The organism is Actinomadura rubrobrunea NBRC 15275, from assembly GCF_001552235.1.
Classification (GTDB): domain Bacteria; phylum Actinomycetota; class Actinomycetes; order Streptosporangiales; family Streptosporangiaceae; genus Spirillospora; species Spirillospora viridilutea.
Map to the genome: position 1 here is coordinate 1 of NZ_BCQU01000001.1, position 24,575 is coordinate 24,575.

The 24,575-nt window shown below is 72.0% G+C and carries 17 protein-coding genes and 1 tRNA gene; 6 read left to right on the forward strand and 12 right to left on the reverse strand.

Going from position 1 to position 24,575, the window contains the following annotated elements:
• The 4 genes from AR3_RS00005 to AR3_RS00020 all read right to left on the reverse strand — a co-directional run.
• The coding region (locus AR3_RS00005) for a non-ribosomal peptide synthetase (RefSeq protein WP_067906604.1) at positions 1–6,311 on the reverse strand (6,311 nt) is incomplete at its 3' end.
• An 11-nt stretch (positions 6,312–6,322) separates the two neighbouring features.
• Positions 6,323–7,438: a methyltransferase gene (locus tag AR3_RS00010; RefSeq protein WP_067906606.1), complete on the reverse strand. Its 1,116-nt coding sequence runs from the start codon at positions 7,436–7,438 to the stop codon at positions 6,323–6,325.
• Positions 7,435–8,160 carry a DUF6875 domain-containing protein gene (locus AR3_RS00015; RefSeq protein ID WP_067906608.1) on the reverse strand — a complete coding sequence of 242 codons (726 nt, stop codon included), beginning with the start codon at positions 8,158–8,160 and terminating at the stop codon, positions 7,435–7,437. Before AR3_RS00015 ends, AR3_RS00010 begins: the two co-directional genes overlap by 4 nt.
• Before the next feature lie 19 nt (positions 8,161–8,179).
• The gene (locus tag AR3_RS00020) at positions 8,180–9,496 is read right to left on the reverse strand and encodes a pyridoxal phosphate-dependent aminotransferase (RefSeq protein WP_067906611.1); all 1,317 of its coding nucleotides are present in this window, start codon (positions 9,494–9,496) and stop codon (positions 8,180–8,182) included.
• A gap of 628 nt (positions 9,497–10,124) precedes the next feature.
• Between AR3_RS00020 and AR3_RS00025 the strand changes: the two genes are divergently transcribed.
• The 3 genes from AR3_RS00025 to AR3_RS00035 are packed head-to-tail and all read left to right on the forward strand — an operon-like array spanning position 10,125 to position 13,916.
• On the forward strand, positions 10,125–11,369 hold the full coding sequence (locus tag AR3_RS00025; RefSeq protein ID WP_083950767.1) for a cytochrome P450: 1,245 nt from the start codon (positions 10,125–10,127) through the stop codon (positions 11,367–11,369).
• 52 nt (positions 11,370–11,421) lie between these two features.
• Positions 11,422–12,651, forward strand: a complete 1,230-nt coding sequence (locus tag AR3_RS00030; protein ID WP_083950768.1) for a cytochrome P450 — start codon at positions 11,422–11,424, stop codon at positions 12,649–12,651.
• A gap of 35 nt (positions 12,652–12,686) precedes the next feature.
• The gene (locus AR3_RS00035; protein ID WP_067906615.1) at positions 12,687–13,916 is read left to right on the forward strand and encodes a cytochrome P450; all 1,230 of its coding nucleotides are present in this window, start codon (positions 12,687–12,689) and stop codon (positions 13,914–13,916) included.
• Between the two features lie 12 nt (positions 13,917–13,928).
• On the opposite strand, the gene AR3_RS00040 is transcribed toward AR3_RS00035, so the two are convergent.
• The 5 genes from AR3_RS00040 to AR3_RS00060 form a co-directional block, all read right to left on the reverse strand.
• Positions 13,929–14,993 (reverse strand): PLP-dependent cysteine synthase family protein, encoded by a 1,065-nt coding sequence (locus AR3_RS00040; RefSeq protein WP_067906617.1) that lies wholly within the window; start codon positions 14,991–14,993, stop codon positions 13,929–13,931.
• 13 nt (positions 14,994–15,006) lie between these two features.
• Positions 15,007–16,551 carry an MFS transporter gene (locus tag AR3_RS00045; protein ID WP_217998404.1) on the reverse strand — a complete coding sequence of 515 codons (1,545 nt, stop codon included), beginning with the start codon at positions 16,549–16,551 and terminating at the stop codon, positions 15,007–15,009.
• Positions 16,552–16,563: 12 nt separating this feature from the next.
• Complete coding sequence (locus AR3_RS00050) at positions 16,564–17,064, reverse strand: hypothetical protein (protein WP_067906621.1); 501 nt, start codon at positions 17,062–17,064, stop codon at positions 16,564–16,566.
• A 754-nt stretch (positions 17,065–17,818) separates the two neighbouring features.
• Positions 17,819–17,894, reverse strand: a tRNA-Glu gene (locus AR3_RS00055).
• A 63-nt stretch (positions 17,895–17,957) separates the two neighbouring features.
• Positions 17,958–19,565 carry a metallophosphoesterase family protein gene (locus AR3_RS00060; protein WP_227023187.1) on the reverse strand — a complete coding sequence of 536 codons (1,608 nt, stop codon included), beginning with the start codon at positions 19,563–19,565 and terminating at the stop codon, positions 17,958–17,960.
• A 33-nt stretch (positions 19,566–19,598) separates the two neighbouring features.
• Between AR3_RS00060 and AR3_RS00065 the strand changes: the two genes are divergently transcribed.
• Together AR3_RS00065 and AR3_RS00070 are read left to right on the forward strand one after the other, a co-directional pair.
• Positions 19,599–19,940 carry a metallopeptidase family protein gene (locus AR3_RS00065; RefSeq protein WP_067906623.1) on the forward strand — a complete coding sequence of 114 codons (342 nt, stop codon included), beginning with the start codon at positions 19,599–19,601 and terminating at the stop codon, positions 19,938–19,940.
• Positions 19,941–20,066: 126 nt separating this feature from the next.
• Positions 20,067–21,491 carry an MFS transporter gene (locus AR3_RS00070; RefSeq protein WP_083950769.1) on the forward strand — a complete coding sequence of 475 codons (1,425 nt, stop codon included), beginning with the start codon at positions 20,067–20,069 and terminating at the stop codon, positions 21,489–21,491.
• A 25-nt stretch (positions 21,492–21,516) separates the two neighbouring features.
• Here the strand turns inward: AR3_RS00070 and AR3_RS00075 are convergent, their stop codons facing one another.
• Positions 21,517–21,831 (reverse strand): PspC domain-containing protein, encoded by a 315-nt coding sequence (locus tag AR3_RS00075; protein ID WP_067906627.1) that lies wholly within the window; start codon positions 21,829–21,831, stop codon positions 21,517–21,519.
• Positions 21,832–22,137: 306 nt separating this feature from the next.
• Between AR3_RS00075 and AR3_RS00080 the strand changes: the two genes are divergently transcribed.
• Positions 22,138–23,157, forward strand: a complete 1,020-nt coding sequence (locus AR3_RS00080; protein WP_067906628.1) for an aspartate-semialdehyde dehydrogenase — start codon at positions 22,138–22,140, stop codon at positions 23,155–23,157.
• Positions 23,158–23,222: 65 nt separating this feature from the next.
• Here the strand turns inward: AR3_RS00080 and AR3_RS00085 are convergent, their stop codons facing one another.
• Together AR3_RS00085 and AR3_RS00090 are read right to left on the reverse strand one after the other, a co-directional pair.
• A complete protein-coding gene (locus tag AR3_RS00085) occupies positions 23,223–23,459 on the reverse strand; it encodes a DUF2277 domain-containing protein (protein WP_067906629.1) in 237 nt (78 codons plus the stop codon).
• Positions 23,460–23,585: 126 nt separating this feature from the next.
• Positions 23,586–24,560: a M28 family metallopeptidase gene (locus AR3_RS00090; RefSeq protein WP_083950770.1), complete on the reverse strand. Its 975-nt coding sequence runs from the start codon at positions 24,558–24,560 to the stop codon at positions 23,586–23,588.
• Positions 24,561–24,575: the final 15 nt, after the last annotated feature.

The following is a 24,575-nucleotide window of genomic DNA, read 5'->3' on the forward strand; positions in this document are numbered from 1 at the left end:
ACGGCCCGGTCGTCGTCAAGCCGTTCGGCGAGCGCCGCGGGAGTGGGCGACTCGAACAGCGCGCGGATCGGCAGCTCCACCCCCAGCACCGACCGCACCCGACTAACCAGCCGGGTCGCCAGCAGCGAGTGCCCGCCCAGGTGGAAGAAGTCGTCGTCGACCCCGACCGCCGCGAGCCCGAGCACCTCGGCGAACAGGCCGCAGAGGATCTCCTCCTGCGGCGTCCGCGGCGCCCTGGCGGCGGTCGGCGCGCCGACCTCCGGAGCGGGCAGCCGCCCGACGTCGACCTTGTGGTTGGCGTTCAGCGGCAGCGCCGCAAGCGGCACGAAGTGCGCCGGGACCATGTACTCCGGCAACCGGCGAGCGACGTGCCGGCGCAGTTCGTCGAGGTCCGGCGCCGTCCCCTCGGCCGCCACCAGGTATCCGACCAGCTCCTTGCGCCCGGGCCGGTCCTCACGGACCACCACCGCGGCCTGCGCCACCTGCGGATGCTCGTGCAGCACAGCCTGAATCTCACCGGGCTCGATGCGGAACCCCCGGAGCTTGACCTGCTGGTCGACACGCCCGAGGAACTCCAGCTCGCCTTCGGCCGTCCAGCGCACCAGGTCGCCGGTGCGGTACATCCGCTCGCCCGGCTCGCCGAACGGCGACGCGACGAACCGCTCGGCGGTCAAGTCGGGGCGCGCGACATACCCCCGGGCCATGCCTTCGCCCGCCAGGTAGAGCTCGCCTGCGACACCGGGCGGCACCGGGCGCAGCCGGTCGTCCAGCACGTAGGCGCGGACGTTGTCCATCGGCCGACCGATGGGGACGTTGTCGTCCCGCACCGGATACGGCGTCCGCATCGGGTGGCAGGTGGCGTACGTGGTCATCTCCGTGGGGCCGTAGACGTGCACCACCGTGGTGTCGGGGCACGCCTGCAGCGCCCGCCGGATGGCCTGCGGAGAGACGAACTCGCCTCCCGTCCACACCTCGCGCAGCCCGGACAGGCAGTCCGGGTGCTCGTCGACCAGCAGGTTGAACAGCGCCGTGGTGAAGAACGCGACGCTGACCCGCTCGGTCGTCAGCAGCCGCGCCAGCGTCGGGGCGTCGAGCTCGCCCGGAGGGGCTAGGACGATCTCCCCGCCGTGCAGCAGCGGCACCCAGATCTCGAAGGTCGAGGCGTCGAAGGCGTGCGGGGACCGCAGCAGCACCCGGTCGCGTCCCAGGCCGCTCCAGCGGCGGTCACGCGCGAAACTCAGCACATCCTGATGGGTGATGCCGATGCCCTTGGGGGTGCCGGTGGACCCCGAGGTGTACATCACGTAGGCGAGCTGCTCGGGCCGCGCGGGGACGGCGGGGTCGGTCTCAGGCTGCGCGGCGAGCTGCGGATCGTCGTCCACCACGACCACCTGGGCCGCCGAAGGCGCGCGGTCGCGCATCGCCCGGTCGGTGAGCAGCACCCGCGCCCCCGCCTCAGCCATGATCCGCTCCTGCCGGGCGGCCGGATCGCTGTGGTGCAGCGGCACGTACGCGCCCCCCGCCTTGAGCACGGCGAGCGTCGACACCAGAAGGTCCACTGAGCGCTCCTGGAGGATGGCGACGGCGCTCTCCGCGCGCACGCCCAGCTCGCGCAGCCGGTGCGCGAGCCGGTTCGCCCGGACGTCGAGCTGCCGGTACGTCACCCCCTGCGCCGCGACGGCATCGGGCGTCCGGGCGACCTGCTCGGCGAACGCCGCGTGCACCGACCCCGGCACGCGGGCGGGCGCGTAATCGGTGTCGTTCCAGGACTGGAAGATCCGCCGCAGCTCCTCCTCGCTCAGCACGTCCAGTTCGCTGATCCGCCGGTCCGGCGTCTGCGCCGCCGCGTCCAGCAGCCGGGCGAACCGGTCCACCAGGGCCCGCGCGGTCTGCGGGTCGAACAGATCCGTGGAGAACTCGAGGAAGCCGTCGACCCCTGCGGGATCGCCGTCGGCGTCCCACCGCTCGGTGAGGCTGAAGGTGAGGTCGAACCGGGCCACCCCGGCGCCGACCGGCTCGGCCTCGACCTTCAGACCCGCCAGCGCCGGGTCCGCGGCAGGCGCGCTCTGCAGCGCGAGCATCACCTGGAACAGCGGCTGCCGGGACAGCGACCGCTCGGGATTGATCGACTCCACCAGCTTCTCGAACGGCAGATCCTGGTGCTGGTACGCGGCCAGGTCGGTGTCGCGGACCCGTCCGAGCAGCTCCCGGAACGTCGGGTCGCCCGCCGTGTCGGTGCGCAGCACCAGAGTGTTGACGAAGCAGCCGACCAGGTCGTCCAGGGCGTCGTCGCCGCGGCCGGCGATCGTGGTGCCCAGCGGGATGTCGGTGCCCGCGCCGTGCCGGGTCAGCAGTGCCGCCAGACCGGCCTGCAGCACCATGAAGAGTGTGGTCCGGCTGTCGCGGGCCAGCTCGAGCAGGCGCCGGTGCGACCGGGCCGAGAGCCGGACCGGGACCATGTCCCCCTGGTAGGTGGTGACCGCGGGGCGCGGCCGGTCGGCCGGCAGGGGCAGGTCGCCCGGCAGGTCGGCCAGCTGCGTCCGCCAGTACGCCAGCTGCTGCCCGGCGATGCTGTCGGGGGCGTCGGCGTCACCGAGCGCCCGCCGCTGCCAGAGAGCGTAGTCGGCGTACTGGACCGGCAGCGGCGCCCAGGTCGGGCGGCGGCCCGCGCGGCGCGCCGCGTAGGCGGTCTCCAGGTCCCGCAGCAGCGGCCGCAGCGACCACCCGTCGCATGCGATGTGGTGCAGCACCAGCATCAGCGCGTGCCGGTCCGGCGCCACCTCGAACAGGGTGGCCTTCAGCGGAGGCGCGGCAGCCAGGTCGAAGCGGTGCCGGGCGGCGGCCGCGAGGGCGTCGTCCAGCACGTCCTCGGCGACCCGAACCACCTCCAGCTGCGGCGCGTAGTCGTCGTGGATCACCTGGCCGGGAGTTCCTCCCACGTCGGGGTACGAGGTGCGCAGCACCTCATGCCGGCGGGTGACGTCGGCCAACGCGGCGCGCAGCGCGGACACGTCCAGCGGCCCGGAGATCCGCAGCACGAGGGGGATGTTGTAGGTCGGGGAGGGCTCCAGCGTGTTGAGGAACCACAGCCGGCGCTGCTCGAAGGACAGCGGGAGGGGATCGGGACGCCGCTCCGCCTCCACCGGCGGGCGGTGGCGCGAGGCGCCGTCCAGCTTCTTGGCCAAGGCGGCGACGGTGCCCTCGGAGAACACGTCCTTCACTGCCAGGTCGGCGCCGAGGGTGCCCCGGACCTTGCCGATCAGCTTGGTCGCCGCCAGGGAGTGGCCGCCGAGGTCGAAGAAGTCGTCGTCGATGCCGACGGACGCGGCCGGGCGGTCCAGCACCTCGGCGAAGAGCCGGCACAGGATCTCTTCCTCGGGCGTCCGGGGGACGCGCCGCGCGGGACGCGCGGCAAACTGCGGATCGGGCAGCGCCGCCCGGTCCACCTTGCCGTTGGGGGTGAGCGGCAGTGCGTCGAGGCGCACGAAGACGCCCGGCACCATGTGCGCGGGCAACCGCCGCGCCAGGTGCTCGCGCAGCTCGCCCTCGTCCGGCGTGTCGGCGGGCGCCCGCGGAACGACATAGGCCGCGAGCACGGCGTCGGGCCCGCTGCCGCGGACGGCCGCGGCGGCCTGCGCGACCCCGGTGTGGTCGGCGAGGACGGCCTCGATCTCGCCCAGCTCGACCCGGAAGCCGCGGACCTTGACCTGGTCGTCGGCGCGGCCGACGAACTCCAACGCACCGTCCTCGGTCCACCGGACCAGGTCGCCGGTGCGGTACATCCGCTCGCCCGGGGCGCCCCACGGCGCGGCGACGAACCGTTCGGCGGTCAGGTCCGGCCGGTTCACGTAGCCGCGCGCCAGCCCGGCGCCGGCGACGTAGAGCTCACCCGTCACGCCGGGCGGAACCGGACGCAGGCACGCGTCCAGGACGTAGACCCGTGCGTCGTCGACCGGCCGCCCGATGAGCGGGGCGGACCGGTCCGTCAGCGGGTCGCTCATGGTGGCGCACACGGTCGTCTCCGTGGGACCGTACGCGTTGATCATGCGTCGGCCGGCCGACCAGCGGCGCATCAGGTCCGGGGTCAGCGCCTCACCGGCGGACACCAGGGTGGCCTGCTCGGGCAGGCCGCCGTCCGGCAGCGCGGCCAGCGCGGACGGCGGCAAGGTCAGATGGGTGACGTCGTACTCGGCCGCCAATGCGGCCAGGTCCGGGCCGGGCCGGAGCCGCTCGGAAGGAGCCACCACCAGGGCCGCTCCCGACAGCAGCGCCATGACCGTCTCCCAGAACGCGGCGTCGAAACTGGGCGAGGCGAACTGCAGCACCCGGTCCCCGGGGCCGACCCGGAGCCGCTCGGCCTGAGTGGCCGCCAATGCCGCCGTGCCCGCGTGAGACACCACCACGCCCTTGGGGGCGCCGGTGGACCCGGAGGTGTAGATGACATAGGCGGCCTGGTGCGGGTCGGGCGTCTCGTCGAGGTCGGCGGCATCCAGCCGGGCCAGGTCGTCCGCGATCTCGTCCAGTACCACCCGACGCGAGGCATGGTCGCCCACGGCAGCGTCGGTCGACCGGGCGGTGACGACCGCAGCCGGCCGCGAGTCGTCGAGGATGTAGGCGATGCGTTCCGCCGGGTAGTCCGGGTCGACCGGTACATAAGCCGCGCCCGCCTTGAGCACCGCCAGCATGGCCACGACCAGTTCCGGCGCACGGGGCAGTGCCAGCGCGACGCGGTCCTCCGCCCGCACCCCGCTGTCGACGAGGAACCGCGCCAGCCGATTGGCGCGTTCGTTCAACTCCCGGTACGACAGGGTCTCGCCTTCGAACAGGACGGCGGGCGCGTCCGCCGACTGTGCGACCTGCCGCCGAAACAGCGCGGGCACCGAAGCGACCGGGTGGGACCGTGCCGTGTCGTTCCAGGTCTCCACCGTCATGCGCCGCTCATCGGGGGTCGCGGCGTCCAGGCGGCTCAGCGGCGTGTCCGGTTCCGCCTCCGCCAGCTGCTCCAGCATGTGCAGGACCCGCCGCCGGTGCGCACTGACCGCCGCCTCGCTGTAGACCTGCGGATTCGCCCACAGGTTCAGCCGCAGACCGCCGTGGTGCGGGCGCTCGTGCACCATGAACTCGATGTCGTCCACCGGCCCGATCGCCAGCCACTGCCGGGTCGCGGTGTGCCCGCCGAACCGCGGTTCCGCGGAGAACGCCAACACGTTCACGATCGGCCCGTACAGCTTCGGCCAGTCCGCGGGCAGGGTCAGGTCGCGCCGCAGCTCCTGGAACGGGTATCGCTGGTGGGCGAGCGCCTGCTCGGTCCTGTCCGCCACCTGCGCGACGAGCTCGCGGACGGTCATGTCGGGGCGCAGGGACAACCGCAGCGGCTGCAGGTTCGCCAGCATGCCCGGCACGGTTCGGCTGGCGGAGGTGACCCGCCCGGTCACAGGAAGACTGATCACCAAGTCGTCGCGGCCGGTGACGCGGTACAGGTAGGCGGCCAGCGAGGCGACGGCGACCCGCGACCACCGCACCCCCAGGCGCTCGGCCAGGGCGCGCAGCCGGGCGAAGACCCGCTCGGGGACAGCGTCGCGCTGCTGGTGATACGCCGGGCCCGCCGGGGCCGACCTGCCGCCCAGCAGGACGGGGTCGGGACGGTCGGCGAACCGCTCGGCCCAGTAGCGGGCGTCGGCGGCGCGCTCGTCCGACGCCTGGTACGCCAGATCGTCCTCCAGCAGCAGCCGCAGCGGCGGCAGCGGCGGCTCCGGGGCGGCGCGCCCGGCCAGCGCCGCGTCGTACAGCCGGCTCACCCGGCGCGTGAGCAGCCAGACGCCGAACCCGTCGAGCACGATGTGGTGGTAGCGCTGGTACCACAGATACCGGTCGTCGGCGACGCGGAACAGGGCCTGTCCGAACAGCCTCCCCCCGTCCAGCTCGACCGGCCGCCGAGTGTCCTCGGCCATCCACGCCTCCGCCACCGCCAGCGGATCCGGCTCGCCGGCCACGTCGATCACCGGGAACGGCCAGTCGTCCTGGCGGTGCGGCACCTGAACCGGCGTCCCGTCGGCGACCTCGAACCGGACGTGCAGGGCGTCGGTTTCGCCCACTGCCTGCCGGACCGCCCGCTCGAACGCGGCGACGTCGACCGGCCCGTGGATCTCCAGGTAAGAGGACTGGTTGTAGATCGGGTGCGCGGGATCCAGCTGGTGGCCGAACCAGGAGCCGCGCTGTGCGGCCGTCAGCGGGCGGCCCGTGCGTCCGCCGCCGCCCGCTCGCACCCCCGGTTCCGTGGCAAGCCCGTCGTCAAGCCTGTCGTCCAGCATGGGATACGTCCTCAATTCCCGCGTCGAACGAACGGTGTCTTCGCTTCGGCCCCGGCCGCGCCCGGCGTCTCGACGGGAGCGGCCTCGATCACGATCACGGCGCATTCCAGCCGGTGCACGGCGGCCACCGTGAAACCGGCCTGGTCGAGCAGCGCCTGGAACTCCTGGACGGACCGCTCGGCGCCGTCCAGGACGGACATCATGTAGAGGTCCATCAGCGCGGCGAAGCGGGTGTTGGAATCGGCCGGCCCGGACGGGCCCGCCTCCCGCTCGATGATCATCAGGCGGGCGTGCGGGCCCATCGCCGCGCGGCAGACGCGCAGCAGCTCCACGCACCGCGCGTCGTCCCAGTCGTGCAGGATCTGCCGGAGCAGGTACAGGTCCCCGCCGGCCGGCACGGAGGCGAAGAAGTCGCCGGCGACGACACTGCACCGCCCGTCCAGGCCCGCCGCGGCGATGCGGGGGCGGGCCCGCTCGGCCGCCTCGGCGGTGTCGAGCAGGACGCCGCGCGCCGAGGGAGCGGCCGACAGCAGCCGCACCAGCATCGCGCCGTCGCCCCCGCCGACGTCGACCAGCACGCGCCGACCGGACAGGTCGATCGCCGCCAGGATCTGGTCGATCTCCAGCTCCAGGTCGTGCGCCTGCGACCGGTCGAACAGTTCCCGCAGGTGCGGCTCGTCGGCCAGGCTGTCGAAGAACGGCCGGCCGTGGACCGCGTCGAATGCGGGCCGGCCGCCGCGGACGGTGCCGAGCAGCCCGTCCCAGGCCGCCCCGACCGCCTCTCGGGCCAGCAGCGCGGTCGGCAGGGCCGAGCCGTGCGCGTCCGCGCGCAGGGCGTCGCTGAGCGGCGTCGGCCCGAACGTGCCGTCCGGGTGCGCGGCGAACACGCCGTGCGCCGCCAGGGCCCGCAGTAGCCGCCGCAGCCGCTGCGGCTCGGCGCCGCATGCGGCCGCCAGCTGCGCCGCCGTCCGCCGACCGCCGGCCAGCAGCTCGGGCAGGCCGAGCTCGGCGGCGGCGCACACCGCCTGGGACAGCAGCCGCCCGAAGATCATGTGCCGGATGAGGATCTGCGGCGCCGGGGCCTGGCGGTCCCCGGCCTGCCGCACCGAGGTGTCCGGCGCGGTCAAGGCTCCACCTCCCCGCCCGTGGCCGCGACCTGCTGGGAGAACCGCTGCCGCGCCTGCTCGTACAGATCGCGCAGGAGCGGATCGCGCACCTTCCCCGCGCTGTAGCGCTCGCTGAACCGCCGTTCGTATTCGGCGAACCAGCGCCGTTCCCCGTGCAGGAAGAGCACGTCGTGCTGCGCCATGTGCCGGATCGCGTACAAGGCGATCGGGGCCCGGGACACGGGGAACGTCGGATTGCGTACGGCGGGCTCGGTGCACGCGGGATGGAACTGCCCGATCATCAGCCCCGCCGCGACCGCTTCGTTCTTGAGCCGCACGTAGGTCCGGTCGATGGTGGCCCATCCGATCTCGTCGGCGTCCGGGAGGACCACCAGCAGCGTGCTCAGCGAGCCCTGCGGCCGCTCGGCCGGTTCGGCGGTCTGCCGGAACCTGCGCAGCTCCGCCGATACCAGCCGGAGCAGCGGGCCGGGTTCGTGCCCGTCGACCTGGTAGTGGAACACAAAGCTCACGGCGCCCGCGTTGAGCGACGCGGGCACGAACGGGCACACCGGCCCGCTGCGGCCCAGCTGCTCCGAAGGCTTTGAGACGTAGTCGCGCAGCCAGTGCAGCACCACCGACAGGTCACGCCGCACGCGGCCGTCCCGCGGATCCGCACCGACCACGCTCACCGCGGTGCCCTGCTGGAACGGGCACCGGCCGGACGTCCCAGAGACGTTGGTCATGAGCTCCTCTCCCTGCCGCTCATGCGCCGCGCTCGGCTGTCTCGACCAGCCGGCCCCCCGCGGAGCAGCGCGCAGGCGAACTCAGCGCACGGAACGCCGCGCCGATCCGGTCGACCGCCTTCCTGACGTGCGGCAGGCTCAGCGGATCGGCCGCGTGAAGCGTCTGCCACCGCTGCTTCGGCGTGTCCCCGTACAGCAGGCTCGTGGCGATCCGCACGCGCAGGGCGCGCGGCTTGTCACCGAACAGGTGCCCGCCGAGCACCGCGATCCCGTGGCGGTCGAGCAGGTGGTCCTGGAGGTCGGCCGCCGTCGTGACGCCCTTGTCGGCCAGGACATCCCGGATCCCCTCGAGATCGGGATAGAGGTAGAAGCCGCCCTGCGGCGGCAGGCAGCGCGCGCCGGCAGCTGTGATCACCTCATGCACCGCGGCCGCGACCGTGCCGTGCAGGCGCGCGGCGGCGGCCAGGTGCGCACGGATCTCCGGCGGCTCGCTGAGCGCCAGCTCGGCGACCGCCTGCATGGGCCGCGCCAGCGTGGACCAGATTTCGCTGGCGGCGGCGACCACCCCGGCGCGCAGCGCCGCGCCGTGCCGACCCCGCGGGAAGCGGGCGAGGCCGATGCGCCAGCCGCCGATGCCGTGGCTCTTGCTCAGACCGGTGACCACCACGGTGCGCTCGGGGATCACCTCGGCCGGGCTGAGCAGCGGCGGCGCGCCGTCGTGCGCCAGGTCGCGGTAGATCTCGTCGGAGACCACCGTGAGCCCCTCCGCCAGGGCGACTTCGCAGACCCGCCGCACCACGGCGGGCGGCGCCAGCGTGCCGGACGGGTTGTCTGGCAACGTCAGCACGACCAGGCGGGGCCGGCCGCGCCGCGCCCGCGCGGCCCGCACCGCGAGGCGGAGCGCGTCCGGATCGGGGACACCGCCACAGTGCGAAGGCGTCGGCACCGGAAAGGCGGCGCGGCCGAGCAGGCGCGCCTGCGGTGCGTAGGAGACCCAGGTGGGGCTGGGGAGCATCACGTCCCCGTCCACGGCCGCCACCACGGCCAGCAGCAAAGGCTTGCTCCCCGGCGCGAACACGATCTGGTCGGGGTCGGTGGGGAGGCCGCGCCGTGCGAAGTAGCCCGCCGCGGCGGCGCGGGCGGCGCCGTCGCCGGCGATAGGCCCGTAGTCGGTGTCGACCGAGCCCTGGGCCAAGCGCTCAACCAGGCTGGGGTGCACGGGCAGCAGCGATTCCCCGAAGCTCAGGTCGAGGATGTCGGCACCGGCCGCCCGGCGGTTCGCGACGGTCTGGTGGACGGCGAAATTGGCCGCCACGCCAAGCTGCTCGTTCAGCATCGAGCCGGAGCGCCTCGTGTCACGAGCTGATCACCGGGACACGCGCCCGGGAAAGAGATCCGGTGCTCCGATCTGACGCGTTCATTCACTGAACGAACCCCCCGGTGCACAAGCGGAGCATGAACGAAAACCGCTCAAAGGCAACAGTGGCGACTTTAACCACGCTCGCCGCGCGATCGTATGTTCGCGTCAGGAAGTTGCCACTCCGTTCCAGGCGCACTGCGTGATCGCCGCGACATCGGGCCGCAAACGTAAGAAGGCAAGAAGGAGCTGGTCGCAGAGCTGAAGGAGTATGTCGATGTCGAGTCGGCGGACACGCACGGCGAGAACGCGATGACGGTGCGCTACAGTCCGGCGAATACTCGGCGCGGTGGTGCGATAGCGGTGAGTCGCCGCTTCCGAGTGCAATTCTTGCTTCGTGTCCACTTCATGTCAGGTGCGCATCCGCCCTGTTGACATCCGGGGAATGCGCCGGTTAGGACTCTGCCGGAGGGGGCATTTCGAAAGCGCACATCGGTGTCTGTTCCGCAGTTATGCGCGTTATGCGGAAGTCTCCCAATCCAAAAAACGGCGTGCGAGCGCCGGACAATGTGCACCGTACATCAGCCGATTGCGAGGAACGCCTGCGATGACGCGATCGACCGAGGCGCCGGCCGCCGGAGGAAGCGAGCCACTCACCGGGCCGCCCACAGGGGTGGGGGACGGTCGCGCCTTGCTGGGCTGGCTGAGCAAGATGCGCGCGACCCGGTCAGTGTGGCGGGACGAGAGCACTGGCTCAGTCCACGTCTTCGGCTACCAGGACCTGCTGCACGTCCTGTCCAATCACACGATCTTCGGTTCGGACTTCGGGGACCTGACCCCGAGCCCGCCGCCGGACGTCCCCAACTTCATGGAGGGCGTCCTGACGATGACCGATCCGCCGCGCCACGGCAAGCTGCGCAAGCTGGTGAGCCAGGCGTTCACCCCGCGCTCGGTCGCCCAGCTGGAGCCGCGCATCCGGCAGCTGACCAAGGAGCTGTTCGACAACGTGGCCGACCAGTCGGAGTTCGACCTGGTCACCGCGGTGACCTACCCGCTGCCGGTGATCGTCATCGCGGAGATGCTCGGCATTCCGTCCTCCGACCACGCGCTCTTTCGGGACTGGGGCGAGGCGCTGCTGTCCAACAACTACGAGCTGCCCGCCGGCACCGTCCCCGACGCGCCGGCGATCACCGATTCCACGGCGGAAAAGCTCCGCCAGATGCACGCGTATCTGATGGAGCACATCCGCGACCGGCGCCTCAGGCACCGCGAGGACCTCATCGGACGGCTGGTGGCCGCCGAGGTCGACGGCGACCGGCTGACCGACACCGAGGTGGTCAGCTTCCTCAACTTCCTGCTGCTCGCCGGGCACCTCACCACCACCCTGCTCATGGGGAACACGCTGTTGTGCTTCGAGGAGGCTCCGGAGGCCATGGCCGAGGTCCGCGCGGACCGCACCCTCGTGGAGGGCACGATCGAAGAGGTGCTGCGGTACCGGCCCCCGGTGGTCTTCGGCTACCGGCTCACCAAGTCCGCCACCTCCCTCGGCGGCGTCGACATCCCGCCCAAGACGCCGGTCGTCATGTGGCTGCTGTCCGGCAACCACGACGAGCGGCAGTTCGACCACGCGGACCGGTTCGACATCCACCGCTCGCCCAACCCGCACCTCACCTTCGGGCACGGCATCCACTTCTGCCTCGGCGCCCCGCTCGCCCGGCTCGAATCGCGGATCGTGCTCAACGAGCTGCTCGACCGCTACGCGGAGGTGGCGTGCGGCGAACCCGTCTTCTACGAGCACAGCCCGGAGATCTACGGCGCCAAGAGCCTGCCTTTGACCGTCCGCCGTGCCTGACGGGCGCGCGCGGCCGTCCTCCCCACCCGACCAGCGACAGGAGCATGCCTCCATGACCGACGCCGCCGTCTCGCAGACCGCGACCGCCCCAGACGGGCCTCCTCCGGCCGTCGGGGACGGCCGGGCCACGCTCGCCTGGCTGACGGCCAAACGCGATGCCGCGCCCCTGTGGCACGACGAGACCACCGGCTCGTTCCACGTGTTCGGGCACCCCGAGATGATCGAGATCCTGTCGGATCCGGCCACGTTCTCGTCGGACTTCTCCGCCATGGCGCCGCCGCCCGACCCGGACGTCCCCAACTTCATGGAGGCGTCGCTCACCGTCACCGATCCGCCCCGGCACGGCCAGCTGCGCAAGCTCGTCAGCCAGGCGTTCACGCCGCGAATGGTGGACCGTCTGCGCACGCGCATCAGCGAAGTGACCGGCGAGCTGCTCGACGCCGTCGGCGACCGCGACCGGTTCGACCTGGTCGGCGACGTGGCCTACCCGCTCCCGGTCATCGTGATCGCGGAGATGCTGGGCATCCCGGCCGCCGACCGCGACCTGTTCCGGCACTGGGCCGAGCTGCTGCTGTCCAACAGCGAGAACACCCAGGTCGGCACGTTGGGCGAGGCGGGCTACACCGGGGACCGTGCGGAACAGCTCCGCCGCATGAGCGACTACCTGCTCGAACACGCCCGGGAACGGCGCAAGCAACCCCGCGACGACCTCATCGGGCGGCTGGTGGCCGCCGAAGTCGACGGCGAACGGCTCACCGACCAGCAGATCATCAATTTCTCCGCCTTCCTCCTGCTGGCCGGGCACCTCACCACCACACTCCTGCTGGGCAACGCGATGCTCGCGTTCGGCGAGCACCCGGACCAGGTGACCGCCGTCCGCGACGACCCGGGCCTCATCCCGGCCGCGATTGAGGAAGTGCTCCGCTACCGCCCGCCGGTGGTCTTCCTCTACCGGCTGACCAAGCAGCCGGCGACCATCGGCGGCGTTGAGATCCCGGCGGGGCGGATCGTGGTCTGCTGGATCATGTCCGCGAACCGTGACGAGCGCGTCTTCACGGCGGCGGAGCGGTTCGACGTCGGACGCCAGCCCAATCCCCACCTGACGTTCTCCCACGGCATCCACTTCTGCCTGGGTGCTCCCCTGGCCCGGGCGGAGTCGGCCATCGCGCTGCGAGCCCTGCTGGACCGCTTCGCCGACATCCGTTGCGGAACGCCGGTCTATCACCAGAAGCCGGACATTTTCGGTGTGCGCGAGCTTCCCCTGGACGTGCGGCGCGCCTGACGTCCGATCCGGTCCCGAACGGAAAGCCGAACACAATGCCCAACGACAGCACCCAGGAGAGCGGACTGCCGACCTTCCCCTTCCCCCGCACCGATCCCTTCGGGCCGCCTCCGGAGTACGCGAGGCTGCGCGCTGAGGAGCCCATCTCCAAGGTGACCCTCTTCAACGGCGCGAAGGCCTGGCTGATCACACGATACGAGGACGCGTGCCGACTTCTCGCCGATCCTCGCATCAGCTCGGTGCAAAGCGCCGAGGGCTATCCGGTGATCACGCCGAACGAGGTGGCGCTGCTCGGCATCACCACGTTCGTCTCCATGGACCCGCCCGAGCACACCGCGCACCGCCGCCTGCTGATCCCGGAGTTCACCGTCAAGCGGGTCCGCGAGCTGCGGCCGGCCATCCAGCAGACCGTCGACGACCTGATCGACCGGATGATCGCCCAGGGGCCGCCGGTCGATCTGGTGCCGGCGCTGTCGTTGGCCCTGCCGGCGCTGGTCATCTGCCAGATCCTCGGCGTCCCGTACGCGGACCGGGAGTTCTTCCACACCCGCACCCACCTGATGGTGCGCGGCAGCACCGCGGAGGAGACCGGCGCCGCCGCGGCGGAGCTGATGGAGTACGTCCGCACCCTGGTCGCCGACAAGCGGAAGAACCCGACCGACGACCTGCTTGGCCGGCTTCTCAAAAATGCCGCAAAGCCCGGCGCGTCCGACGGCGACACGCCGCGGCTCAGCGAGGACGACGTAGTCAACATCGCGATGCTGCTGCTCGGCGCTGGTTACGAGACCACCGCGAACATGTTGACCTTGGGCGTGCTCACCCTGCTGCGGCGGCCTGACGACCGTGCCGCCCTGTGCGCCGAGCCGGAGCTGTTCCCCAGCGCCGTGCAGGAGCTGCTGCGCTGGCTGTCGATCGCCGACACCGCCACCCGCCGGGTGGTCAAGGCCGACATCGAGCTGGACGGGCACGTGCTGCGGGCCGGCGAGGGCGTCATCGTGGCCAACGCCGCCGCGAACCGCGACGACCGGATGTTCCCCGATGCCGACCGTCTGGACATCCGGCGCGACGCGCGGCAGCACCTGGCCTTCGGGTACGGCCCGCACCAGTGCCTGGGGCAGCACCTCGGCGCCGCGGAACTGGAGATCGCGTTGAGCACGCTGTTCCGTCGGCTGCCGTCGCTTCGGCTCGCGGTGCCGCTCGAGGAGCTGCACACGCAGGACGCGATCGCCCTGTGCGCGGTGACCGAGCTGCCGGTCGCCTGGTGAGGGGGAGCTCGGTCAGCGGGCGAGTTCGCCGGTCGCGATGAACTCGCGCAGCCGCTCCAAGTTGGGGGCGAGGTCGAAGTTCTTCTTCTGCAGCCATGCGTCGCTGTAGTAGGTGTCGCGGTACAGGTCGCCGTCGTCGCAGATGAGTGTGGCGACGGCGCCGCGGCGGCCCTCGCGGCGCATCTTCGCGACCATCAAGAAGGCTCCCCACAGGTTCGTGCCGGTCGACCCACCGCCGTGCAGGCCCGTCGTCTCGTAGAGAAAGCGCATGGCCGCCAGGCTCGCCGCGTCAGGGACCGGGACGACCAGGTCGACCACGGCGATGTCGAAGCTCGGCTCAATCCGGGGCCGGCCGATGCCCTCGATGCGGGACGGCATTCCCGTGGTGTACTCGCCGGACTCCATCACCCAGCCCGGGAAGTAGGCCGAGTTCTCAGGGTCCACCACGGCGAGCCGGGTGTCCAGCCCGTGCCGCCGGATGTACCGGCCGATCATGGTCGCGGTGGTGCCGCTGCCCGCCCCCATGACGACCCAGGCCGGTGCCGGGGCTCCCTCCAGTGCGAGCCGTTCGAACAACACTCGGCCGATGTCGTCGTCGCCGCCGGAGGCGGCCACGGCGCGCGCCCCGTTGGCGAGGTAGTCCATGTAGTGGCCGCCGTACTCGCCGGCCAGCTTCTCAGCCTCGTCGTAGATGGCCAGCGGCGGGTGCACCAGGCGGACGGCGCCGCCGTGGCGTTCGATCCGCTCGATCTTCTCCGGGCTGGATTTGCGCGGCATGACCGCCACGAACGGCAGGTCGAGAAGCCGGGCGAAGTATGCCTGCGACACCGCGGCATTGCCGCCGGTCGCCTCGATCACCAGAGTGTTGCGGCCGATGCGGCCGCAGCGGATCGCGTGCCGAAACAGCGCCCTGGCCATGCGGTGCTTCAAGCTGCCCGTGGGGTTGGCCGACTCGTCCAGCAGGTACAGCCTGATGCCCCAGCTCCCGGGTAGCGGGAACTCGTGCACCCGTACCGGGTCGCTCTTGCGCTCGGCGGCCTCCTCGTCCAAGAGGCGCAGTCTCTTCGTCGTGTTCACGCGGTGTCCAGCCTCACGTCTGCAAGTCGGACTGTTCGGCCGCCATCGACGGCTGGGCCTGCGGTGTCGGCGGCTGCTGCGCCAGCGGCTTGGTGCGCCAGAGCAGGAAGCTCGCGATGAGCCCACCGGCCAGGACCACCGCGGCGCCCAGAATCTGGCTGTTGGAGAGCCCGTCGCCGAACGCGTCGCGGACCCGGTCGACGAGGGCCAGGTCGCCCGGGGGAAGCTGGCTCAGTACATCCGGCAGCGAGAGCGAGCCTTCCCCCTCGACGCGGATCGGCAGCCGGTCCCGGAACAGGGCGGCCAGGATGCTGCCGAGCGCGGCCACACCCAGGGCGTTGCCCAGTTCCTGCACAGTGCTATTGACGCCGGCTCCCATCCCAGCGCGTTCCAGCGGGATGGCGCTCATCAGCGCATTGCCGGCCACCGGTCCCGCGACGCCGATGCCGAGCCCCAGCAGCACCAGCCCGGCGAGGATGCCCGCGTAGCCGCCGCTCCCCAGGAAGCTGATCAGCGCGAGTCCCGCGGCCGCCACGGTCATGGCGCCGAGCAGGGCGGCCGGGGCTCCAAGCCGCTTGCCGAGCGGGGCGCTGAGCATGCTGCTGCCGATCAGCAGGCTCAGCGCCAGCGGCATCATCCGCAGCCCGGCCTCTAGCGGGCTGTAGTTCAGCAGCATCTGGAAGTGCTGCGTGAGCAGGAACATCGAGCCCGCCATGCCGAACCCGGCGAGCAACCCGCCGGACACCGCGGCGCTGAACCGCGCGTTCCTGAACAGCGTGAGATCGAACATCGGCTCGGGGAAGCGGCGCTCCCACAGCACGAACACGACGAGCATCACCAGTCCCAGCGCCGCCCAGGTGAGCACCCGCGAGGACGTCCAGCCCTTCTCCGGCACCGCGATGATCGCCCAGACGATCGACACGCCGGTCGCGATGGACAGCACCGCGCCCGGCAGGTCCAGCCGCCCGGTGCCTCGAACCCGCGACTCGGGCACCAGCACGATTACCGCGATCACGCTGATCAGGGCGAGCGGCACGTTGACCAAGAACACCGCGCCCCACCAGAACCGGTCGATGAGGAAGCCGCCGAGCACCGGGCCCCCGGCGATACCGACCGATGACACCGCCATCCAGATGCCGATCGCCTTGGGGCGCTCCTGCTCGTTGAAGGTGTGCATGAGCACCGACAGCGTGCCCGGCATCAGGCAGGCGGCTCCCACGCCCATGACCGCCCGCGCGGCGATGAGCTGCCCGGGGCTGTCGGCGAAGGAGGCGGCCAGCGACGCGCCGCCGAAGACGATCAGTCCGATCAGCAGCACGCGCTTGCGTCCGTAGCGATCCGAGGCACCGCCCGCGACCAGGAGCAGCCCCGCCAGCACCAGTAGATAGGAGTTCAGCACCCACTGCACGTCGGCGATGTCAGCGCCCAGGTCGGAGATCAGCGAGGGCACCGCGACGTTCAGCACCGTGTTGTCGATGACCACCATCGACAGCGAGAGGCAAAGCACGGCGAGGACGAGCCAACGCCACCGGTCGGTGGCCGCAGCATGCTGTTCCATGGGATCTCGCATCTAGGTCGTGTTGAGTCGTTCGCGCACCGATGCCACCGACACGCCCCCGTCCGTGTGGCGCGCCAGCTTGCCCCGGTTGAGGAGGTCCTGCACCGCTTGACGGGTGATGCCGAGCATCGCTCCCGCGACACTGCGGGAGACCGATTCGGCGTAGGGATGCCCGAGTCGGCTTGCGACCACCCGTCCGAGGGGCGTGCTCCACCACGACAGCGGCACGTCGAAGTCGTCCGCGTACAAGGCGGCGAGCAGCTGACGCAGGCGGGTGACGGCCAGGTCCTCATCGGGGCCGAGCAGCTGCGCCGCCCACATCTGCACGTCCGCCGCCAACTGTCGGCGCAGCATGGGGACGGACGCGGCCGGGTCGCCCTCGTCGAGAAGAAGGCCCAAGGGCGTGAGCAACCGCCGCTCGATCTCTTGCTCCAGCTGCGCCACGAGAGCGGTATGGGCCGCAGTGGAGACCTTGCTCGGTGACCGGCGTGTCTGCGCCTTGATGTCGTTCATCACCGCTCTCCCGGAGTTCGGATCGAGTCTCAGCTACTTGCCCTCAACTGTCAAGTAGCTCATCGGCGGGCCGCATCCGCGCCGGTGTCGTCCAAGTTCACCCAGCTCATGGCGCAGAGCGGCGCAAGTAAGGGCGATGCCGCGTAAGAGCTGACACCATGGGTGATTGAGTACAGAAGGCGTTGGAGGCGGCACTCTTCACTCCTGCCGATTGCGTGATGGGCCGCCCGCAGCCCTGGGACGCCGCCGCGCGTCTCCGTGGCGTCGCCTGACGCTGACCGGGACCTACGTTGATCACTTGTGCGCCTCCCGCACGCCCGGCCTACGAGACGGCACGGTGCGTAGTGAGGCCGTGGGCCGTCGCCCGCTGGGTGCGGTCAGCTCGGTGGGGTGAGCCCCTCGTGGCCGCCCGCGTGTCTGTCCGGCGGCCGGTTCGTCCCGACCGACTCCCGTTCTTGTGGCGGCGGTGTGCTGGTGAGCGCGCGCGATCGTTGAGTCCACGCTGACGGTCCAGTCGATGCGGCAGAGCGAGTCGTCATGGGCGCGAACGCACCAAAACCGTCGGCGGCCGCGCGGGAACGGTTGCGGACGGAGGGGGCCGGTTCTGCTCTGTGGGCTGTCCGTGGTTGCGCGGTCGTGGGCGCTCCGGCTTGTGGAGTGCAAGCATGATCGCGTCCGGGGGGTGGGGTGGACGGCGTCATGCGGCGGCTGCGGTGGGTGGGCCCGGGTGGGTCGGGCCGTGCGCAGGCCGGGATGGTACCCCCTACCGGATTCGAACCGGCGCTACCGCCTTGAAAGGGCGGCGTCCTAGGCCGCTAGACGAAGGGGGCCCCTGTGGCGGTGCCACTGGACTCGTCCAGCATAGGGGAGAACCCGGCGGGGCGCATAAGCGGTTATCGCCCTTCGCCAGACGGGGTCGGGGAGGCGGGCGTCCGCGTGGGCCATTCGGACGGCGGCAGGGACGGGAACGACGGGGAGACGGTGGGGGTGGCGGGCGGTGCGGCGGGGGAGATGGTGCGGTCGGGCTTGGGCTCCAGGTGGCGTTCGATCTGGGCGGAGGCGAGGCCGAGACCGCCCAGGCGGATGTCGTCCCAGCCCTGGAGGCGGTGGTCCTTGCGGCTGAAGTAGAGGATGGACAGCTCGATGGGGGTGGGTTGCTCCTGTTCGAGGCCGCGCAGGCCGGCGCCGCCGGTGGAGCCCTGGACGAACAGTCGGGTCCCGGTGGGTAGGAGGGTCGTGGACCGCTTGTGGGCGTGGCCGGACAGGATCAGGGGTGTCGTCCCGGAGAAGCCCCGCGCCTCCTCGGGGGCGTGGACGACCGCGAGGTCGGGGACGGTGCCTGAGGAGCGGAGCTTGGCGGCGAGCTGAGCCCCTCGGGCGCGGAGCTGTTCGGCGCCCACGTTGTCGTCACGGGTCGTCTTGTCCGGGGTGTAGCGGGGGTCGCCGACGCCGTAGATGCGCAGCCCTTCGATCTCGCGGACGGCGTCGTCCAGGACGATGGCGTTCTTCTGGCGGTCCACGGCCCGCTGGGTGCCGCGCGAGTCGTGGTTGCCGCGGACGAAGACGTACGGCACCTTCAGCGACTCGATCTCCTCGGCGAACCGGTCCTCGGGGCGGCTGCCGTGGTCGGTGAGGTCCCCGCTGTCGACGATCAGGTTGACCTTGAACTGGGTGCTGACCGAGCGGATCACCGACCAGGCCGCCGGGTTGAGGTGGATGTCGGAGACGTGCAGCAGCCGGATCGTCGAGGGGTCGGGCTCGTAGGTGGGGAGGGTGGAGGTGACGCTGTACAACTTGGAGACGTTGCCGACCAGGCGGGCGAGCTGGGCGCGGTAGGCGGAGAAGCGTTCGACGATGCTGCGGGCGTCGCCGACCACCTGCGGGGCGTTGGCCAGCAGGCCGGTGTACCTGGGCTCGGCGATCGCGTGCGGGTTGAACGTCGTCCAGGACAGCAGGGCGAGGCCGGTCAGCCCGGCGACGGCGCCGCCGGTGCCGGCCAGGGCGCGGCGCCAGGAGCGGAAGACGACCAGGCCGGTCAGGAACGAGACCGCCAGGGCGAGGGCGGCGGCGCGCAGCAGGAGGATCATGACGCCGTGCCGGAGCTGGTCGGTGATCTGGTCGGTGAGCTCGGACACGTCGCCGTCCCCCTCGATCAGCTCCCGGGCCGAGTCGGGGCGCAGGTCGGTGACGCGGGCCTCCAGCGCCACCGGGCCCGCGTGCGTGTCGAGGCGCAGCGCGCCGAGCGGCGGGACCTGGACGACGGTGCCGCCGCTCCAGGAGGGCCGCAGGGCCAGGGACACGTCGGTGGGGCCGACGGCGGTCACCACGCGGCCGCCGAGCAGCAGGCCGACCAGGCCGCCGGCGAGTCCGACGGCGAGCACCGCGAGGAGGCGGGTCCAGCGGGACGAGGCGAGGGCCGACAGCTTCGACGGGACGGACGGTCGGAGGCGGGGCAGGCGGGAACGGATCGTCGACACAACGGCGCGGAGACGGTCCGGCACCGGGGCTCCTTCCGTGTCGAGGAGAATGTCCGTGTGATCGAGATGTCGCGCGAGGCGTTCGAGGACCTTGTGGGGGAGGCTCTCGACACCATCCCGCCCGAGCTGACCGAGGTCATGCGCAATGTCGTCATCATCGTCGAGGACGATGCGCCCGAACCCGGTCTTCTCGGCCTGTATGAGGGAGTACCCCTGACCGAGCGCGGCGACTGGTACGGCGGCGTCCTACCGGATCACATTTCGATCTACCGGAATGAAATTCTCGCGATCTGCGACACGCCCGAGGAGGTGGTGGACGAGGTGCGCATCACCGTCGTGCACGAGATCGCCCATCATTTCGGGATCGACGACGACCGGCTGGAAGAGCTCGGTTACTGACCTCGTCCGAGCGTACCCGCGGCGCCGCGGGGGCTGAAAGGTCTCTGCAATTGGGCACTGTAGGTCACATGACTGCCACGCAGCGTGAGTTAATAGTGGGGTTGTCGGAACCTTGCTGGAGCGTGCGTGGCGGAAAGGCAGAGCGGCCGGCATCGGCGTCCGCCGGAGGTGCAGGCCACCTATCGTGAGGTTTTCGCAGTCGGCGAGTTCCGGGCGCTTTGGCTCGCGCAGGCGCTGTCGTTCATCGGGGACCAGCTGGCCCAGGTGGCGCTGGCGGTGCTGGTGTTCGACCGCACCGGCTCGCCGCTGCTCACGGGGATCACCTACGCGCTGACGTACCTGCCGCCGATCGTGGGCGGGCCGGTGCTGTCCGGGCTGGCCGACCTGTTCCCGCGCCGCACCGTCATGGTGGTGTGCGACCTGCTGCGGGCCGGGCTGGTGGCGTTGATGACGCTGCAGTCGGCGCCGTTCTGGGCGCTGTGCGCGCTGGTGTTCCTGACCGTGCTGCTCGGCGCGCCGTTCACGGCGGCGCGGGCGGCGCTGCTGCCGGACGTGCTGAGCGGCGACCGCTACGTCGCCGGATCGGCGATCAACAACATCACCCACCAGGCCACGCAGATGCTCGGCTTCCTCGCCGGGGGCGCGATCGTGGCGGCGGTCGGCACGCGCGAGGCGCTGGCGATCGACGCGGTGACGTTCGGGGTGTCCGCCGCGGTCCTGGTCGTGGGGTTGCAGCGGCGTCCGGCGCCGCGGCGGCGCGAGGCCGAGTCGCTGGCGCTGTGGCGCGGCACGCGGGACGGGGCGCGGCTGGTGTTCGGGGACAAGACGCTGCGGTCCCTGGTGTCGTTCGCGTGGCTGTGCGCGTTCTACGTCGTGCCCGAGGGGCTGGCGGCCCCGTACGCGGCGACGTTCGACGGCAGCGCGGTGACGGTGGGGCTGCTGATGTCGGCCACGCCGACCGGCATGGTGGCGGGGGCGTTCGTGTTCAGCAGGTTCGTGCGGCCGTCCAGCCGCATCCGGTCCATGGGCTGGATGGCGATGCTGGCCTGCGCGCCTCTCGTCGGCGCCGCCGCGCATCCGCCGCTGTGGGCGGTGGTGGTGCTGTGGGGTCTGTCGGGGGTGGGCAGCGCCTACCAGCTGGCGGCCAACGCGGCGTTCGTGGCCGCGGTGCCGCCGTCGGGGCGCGGCCAGGCGTTCGGGCTGGCGCAGTCCGGGATCCTGGCGGGCCAGGGCCTGGCCATCCTGATCGGCGGGGCCGCCGCGCAGGTGCTCGGCCCGGAGGCGGTGGTGGCGCTGGCGGGCGTGCTCGGCCTGTCGGTGGCGGCGATGCTGACGCTGGTGTGGAACCAGATCCGCGCCGAGGTGATCGTCGCGATGCACGAACGTCCCGCCGCCGACGAGGGCGCCGCCGCGCCCGCGGACGACGCGGGGGCCGCGGGGCCGGACGCCGAGCGCACGCTGCCCGCCCCCGTCCCGGCGGACGGGCGTTCGCGGCCCGGCATGGACGACGCCGAAGGGGGCCGCCCCGCCGCCGTCCGCCCGACGGCGTGATCGCCGCGGCTGCGGACGGGCGCGGTCAGGAGCCGGGGCGGTTCTTGTTGAGGGCGTCCTTGGCCTTGCGCACGACGTCCTGAACGACGGGCGACTTGCGGCCCTGCTCGACGAGGTCCTCGGCGACGGACGTCGCAGCGCCCTCCTCGGGGATCACCAGCCAGGCGATGGCGTACAGGGCGACGCCGGCGCCGCCGAAGAGCGTCACGAGCGCGAAGCAGAGCCGGATGATGGTGGGGTCGATGTCCAGGTAGCGTCCGACGCCGGAGCAGACCCCGGCGATCATGCGGCCCTCGCGGGTGCGGGTCAGCCGCCGGTGGGTGCTCTTGTCCATGTCCATGGCTCGATCATGCCCAGCGCGGGGCGGCCTTGTGCATCGGGATTCGCCCTGATGGTTCCCTGAATCGCCCCTGGGACGCGCCATGGCCGCGCCCCTCGGCCGAGCCAGGGCGGCGGCCGAGGGCGGTGTGGTGGAAGGTGCACGGCGGCGCGGACGTTAAGGTCGGTGATGTGCCCGCGCGGTGGTGGCAACGGGGCCGGGTGAAGCCGTGCTTAAGGGCACTGCGAAGCATTAGTGATTGGACGTTTGCAAGGCCTCGTGTGCAGACTCGTTGCCGCAGGTCAAACGATGAACAGAGGGAGCGGCATGAGAATCGGGATCGTCGGTGCCACCGGACAGGTCGGGGGCGTCATGCTCAGGATCCTGGCCGAGCGCGGGTTCCCGGTGGACGAGCTGCGGCTGTTCGCCTCCGCCCGTTCGGCCGGGCGCACCATCACGTGGCGGGACACCGAGGTGACCGTGGAGGACGCCGCCGCCGCCGACTACTCCGGGCTCGACATCGTCCTGTTCTCCGCCGGCAAGTACACCTCCAAGGAGCTGGCGCCGCGGGTCGCCGCGGCCGGGGCGGTCGTCATCGACAACTCCTCGGCGTGGCGCATGGACCCGGACGTGCCGCTCGTCGTGTCCGAGGTCAACCCGGACGCGGCCCGCCGCCGCCCCAAGGGGATCATCGCCAACCCCAACTGCACGACCATGGCGGCGATGCCGGTGCTGCGGCCGCTGCACGAGGAGGCCGGGCTCACCGCGCTGGTCGTCGCCACCTACCAGGCGGTCTCCGGCAGCGGCCTGGCGGGCGTGTCCGAGCTGCACGAGCAGACCCGCAAGGTGGTGGAGGGCGCCGACCGGCTCACCCACGACGGGGCGGCGGTCGAGTTCCCCGAGTCGCGGGTGTACGCGCGGCCCATCGCGTTCAACGTGCTGCCGATGGCCGGGTCGATCGTGGACGACGGCCGGGAGGAGACCGACGAGGAGCAGAAGCTCCGCAACGAGAGCCGCAAGATCCTGGACATCCCGGACCTGAAGGTGTCGGGGACCTGCGTGCGCGTCCCGGTGTTCACCGGCCACTCCCTGCAGATCAATGCGCGGTTCGCGCGTCCCATCACCCCGGAGCGCGCCCGCGAGCTGCTGGCCGACGCGCCCGGCGTGGCGCTGTCGGACATCCCGACGCCGCTGCAGGCGGCCGGTCAGGACCCCACGTACGTCGGCCGCATCCGCCGCGACGAGACCGTCGAGCACGGCCTGGCGCTGTTCTGCTCCGGCGACAACCTGCGCAAGGGCGCCGCCCTCAACGCGGTCCAGATCGCCGAGCTCGTCGCCGCCGAGTGACCCGCCCGCCCGCCGCGGCGCCTCGGCCCGCGGCGGGCACCGCGCGCGGTCGGCGCCGATCGGGCTCAGGCGGTGCGGCGGGCGCCCCGGGACGCCGAGCCCCGGACCTCCAGGGCCGCCAGCAGGGCGGCCGAGCTGCGGGCGATCTCGTCCACGGCCCGTTCGAAGGCTTCGGCGTTGTGGGCCGCGGGCGTACGGAACCCGGAGATCTTGCGCACGTACTGGAGCGCGGCCGCGCGGATGTCGTCGTCGGTGACGTCGTCGGCGTACGGCGGACGAAGCGTCTTGATGCTGCGGCACATGCCCTCATTGTCGCCCCAGGGTGTGACACCCGGGGGTGACGCCCCCCCGCCGCGAAGGCGTGACCGGACGGCGGGACGGCCCCGGCGGCTGAGGGAGCGCCAGGGCCGTCCCGAGGCGGGGGAGTGTCAGGAGCCCCCGGCCAGGGTCCACACGGCGTGCGCGATGGAGTCCGCGTTGCGGTCCAGCGCGGTGTCGTTGATGTTGCCGGTCGTGTCGCAGGAGCGGTGGTAGCAGCGGTCGAAGGCGACGCCGGCCTGCCCGCCCCACAGCCGCGCCTGGGCGGCGGTCTTGATGCCCTCGGCGCCGGTGAACGTGCCGCCCGCCGGGATGCCCGCCCGGATGAAGGGCCCGTAGTCGGAGCGGCCGTCGAAGTCGGTGCCGCGCGTCGGGACGCCGATGCCGGCGAAGTACTCCTGGATGACCCGCTCGATCTCGGCCGAGCCGGCGGGGCCGGGGCCCGCGCCGACGCCGTCGGAGTCGTCGCCGTCGTAGACGAAGTACCCGGCGTTCGGCGAGCCGATCATGTCGTAGTTCAGGTACCCCTTGATCCTGGAGCGGTCGGCGGACGACAGGCTGTTCACGTAGGCGCGCGAGCCGATCAGCCCCAGTTCCTCGGCGCCCCACCAGCCGAACCGCAGGTGCCGGGACGGCTGGTATCCGGTGCGGGCGACGGTCAGCGCGGTCTCCAGGACGGCGGCCGAGCCGGAGCCGTTGTCGTTGACGCCGGGCCCGGACGTGACGCTGTCCAGGTGGGCGCCGACCATGAGGACCTCGTCCTCGTTCCCGCCCGGCCAGTCGGCGATCAGGTTGTAGCCGGTGGCGCCGGCGTAGGTGAACGACTGGATGCGGGTCTGGTAGCCGGCGGCGTCGAGCCGCGACTTGATGTAGTCGAGGGACGCCCGGTAGCCGGGACGGCCGTGGGCCCGGTTGCCGCCGTTGGCGGACGCGATGCTCTGCAGCTGCGACAGGTGGGCCTTGACGTTGGCCAGCGAGACGTCCGGGGCGGCGGTGGTGGAGGCGACCGCACTGGAAGCGGGCGCGGCGGCGGTGAGGGCCGCCAGGGCGGCGGTCCCGGCCAGTACGGCGAGGCGCGATCTCATGCGGTTCTCCGGAAG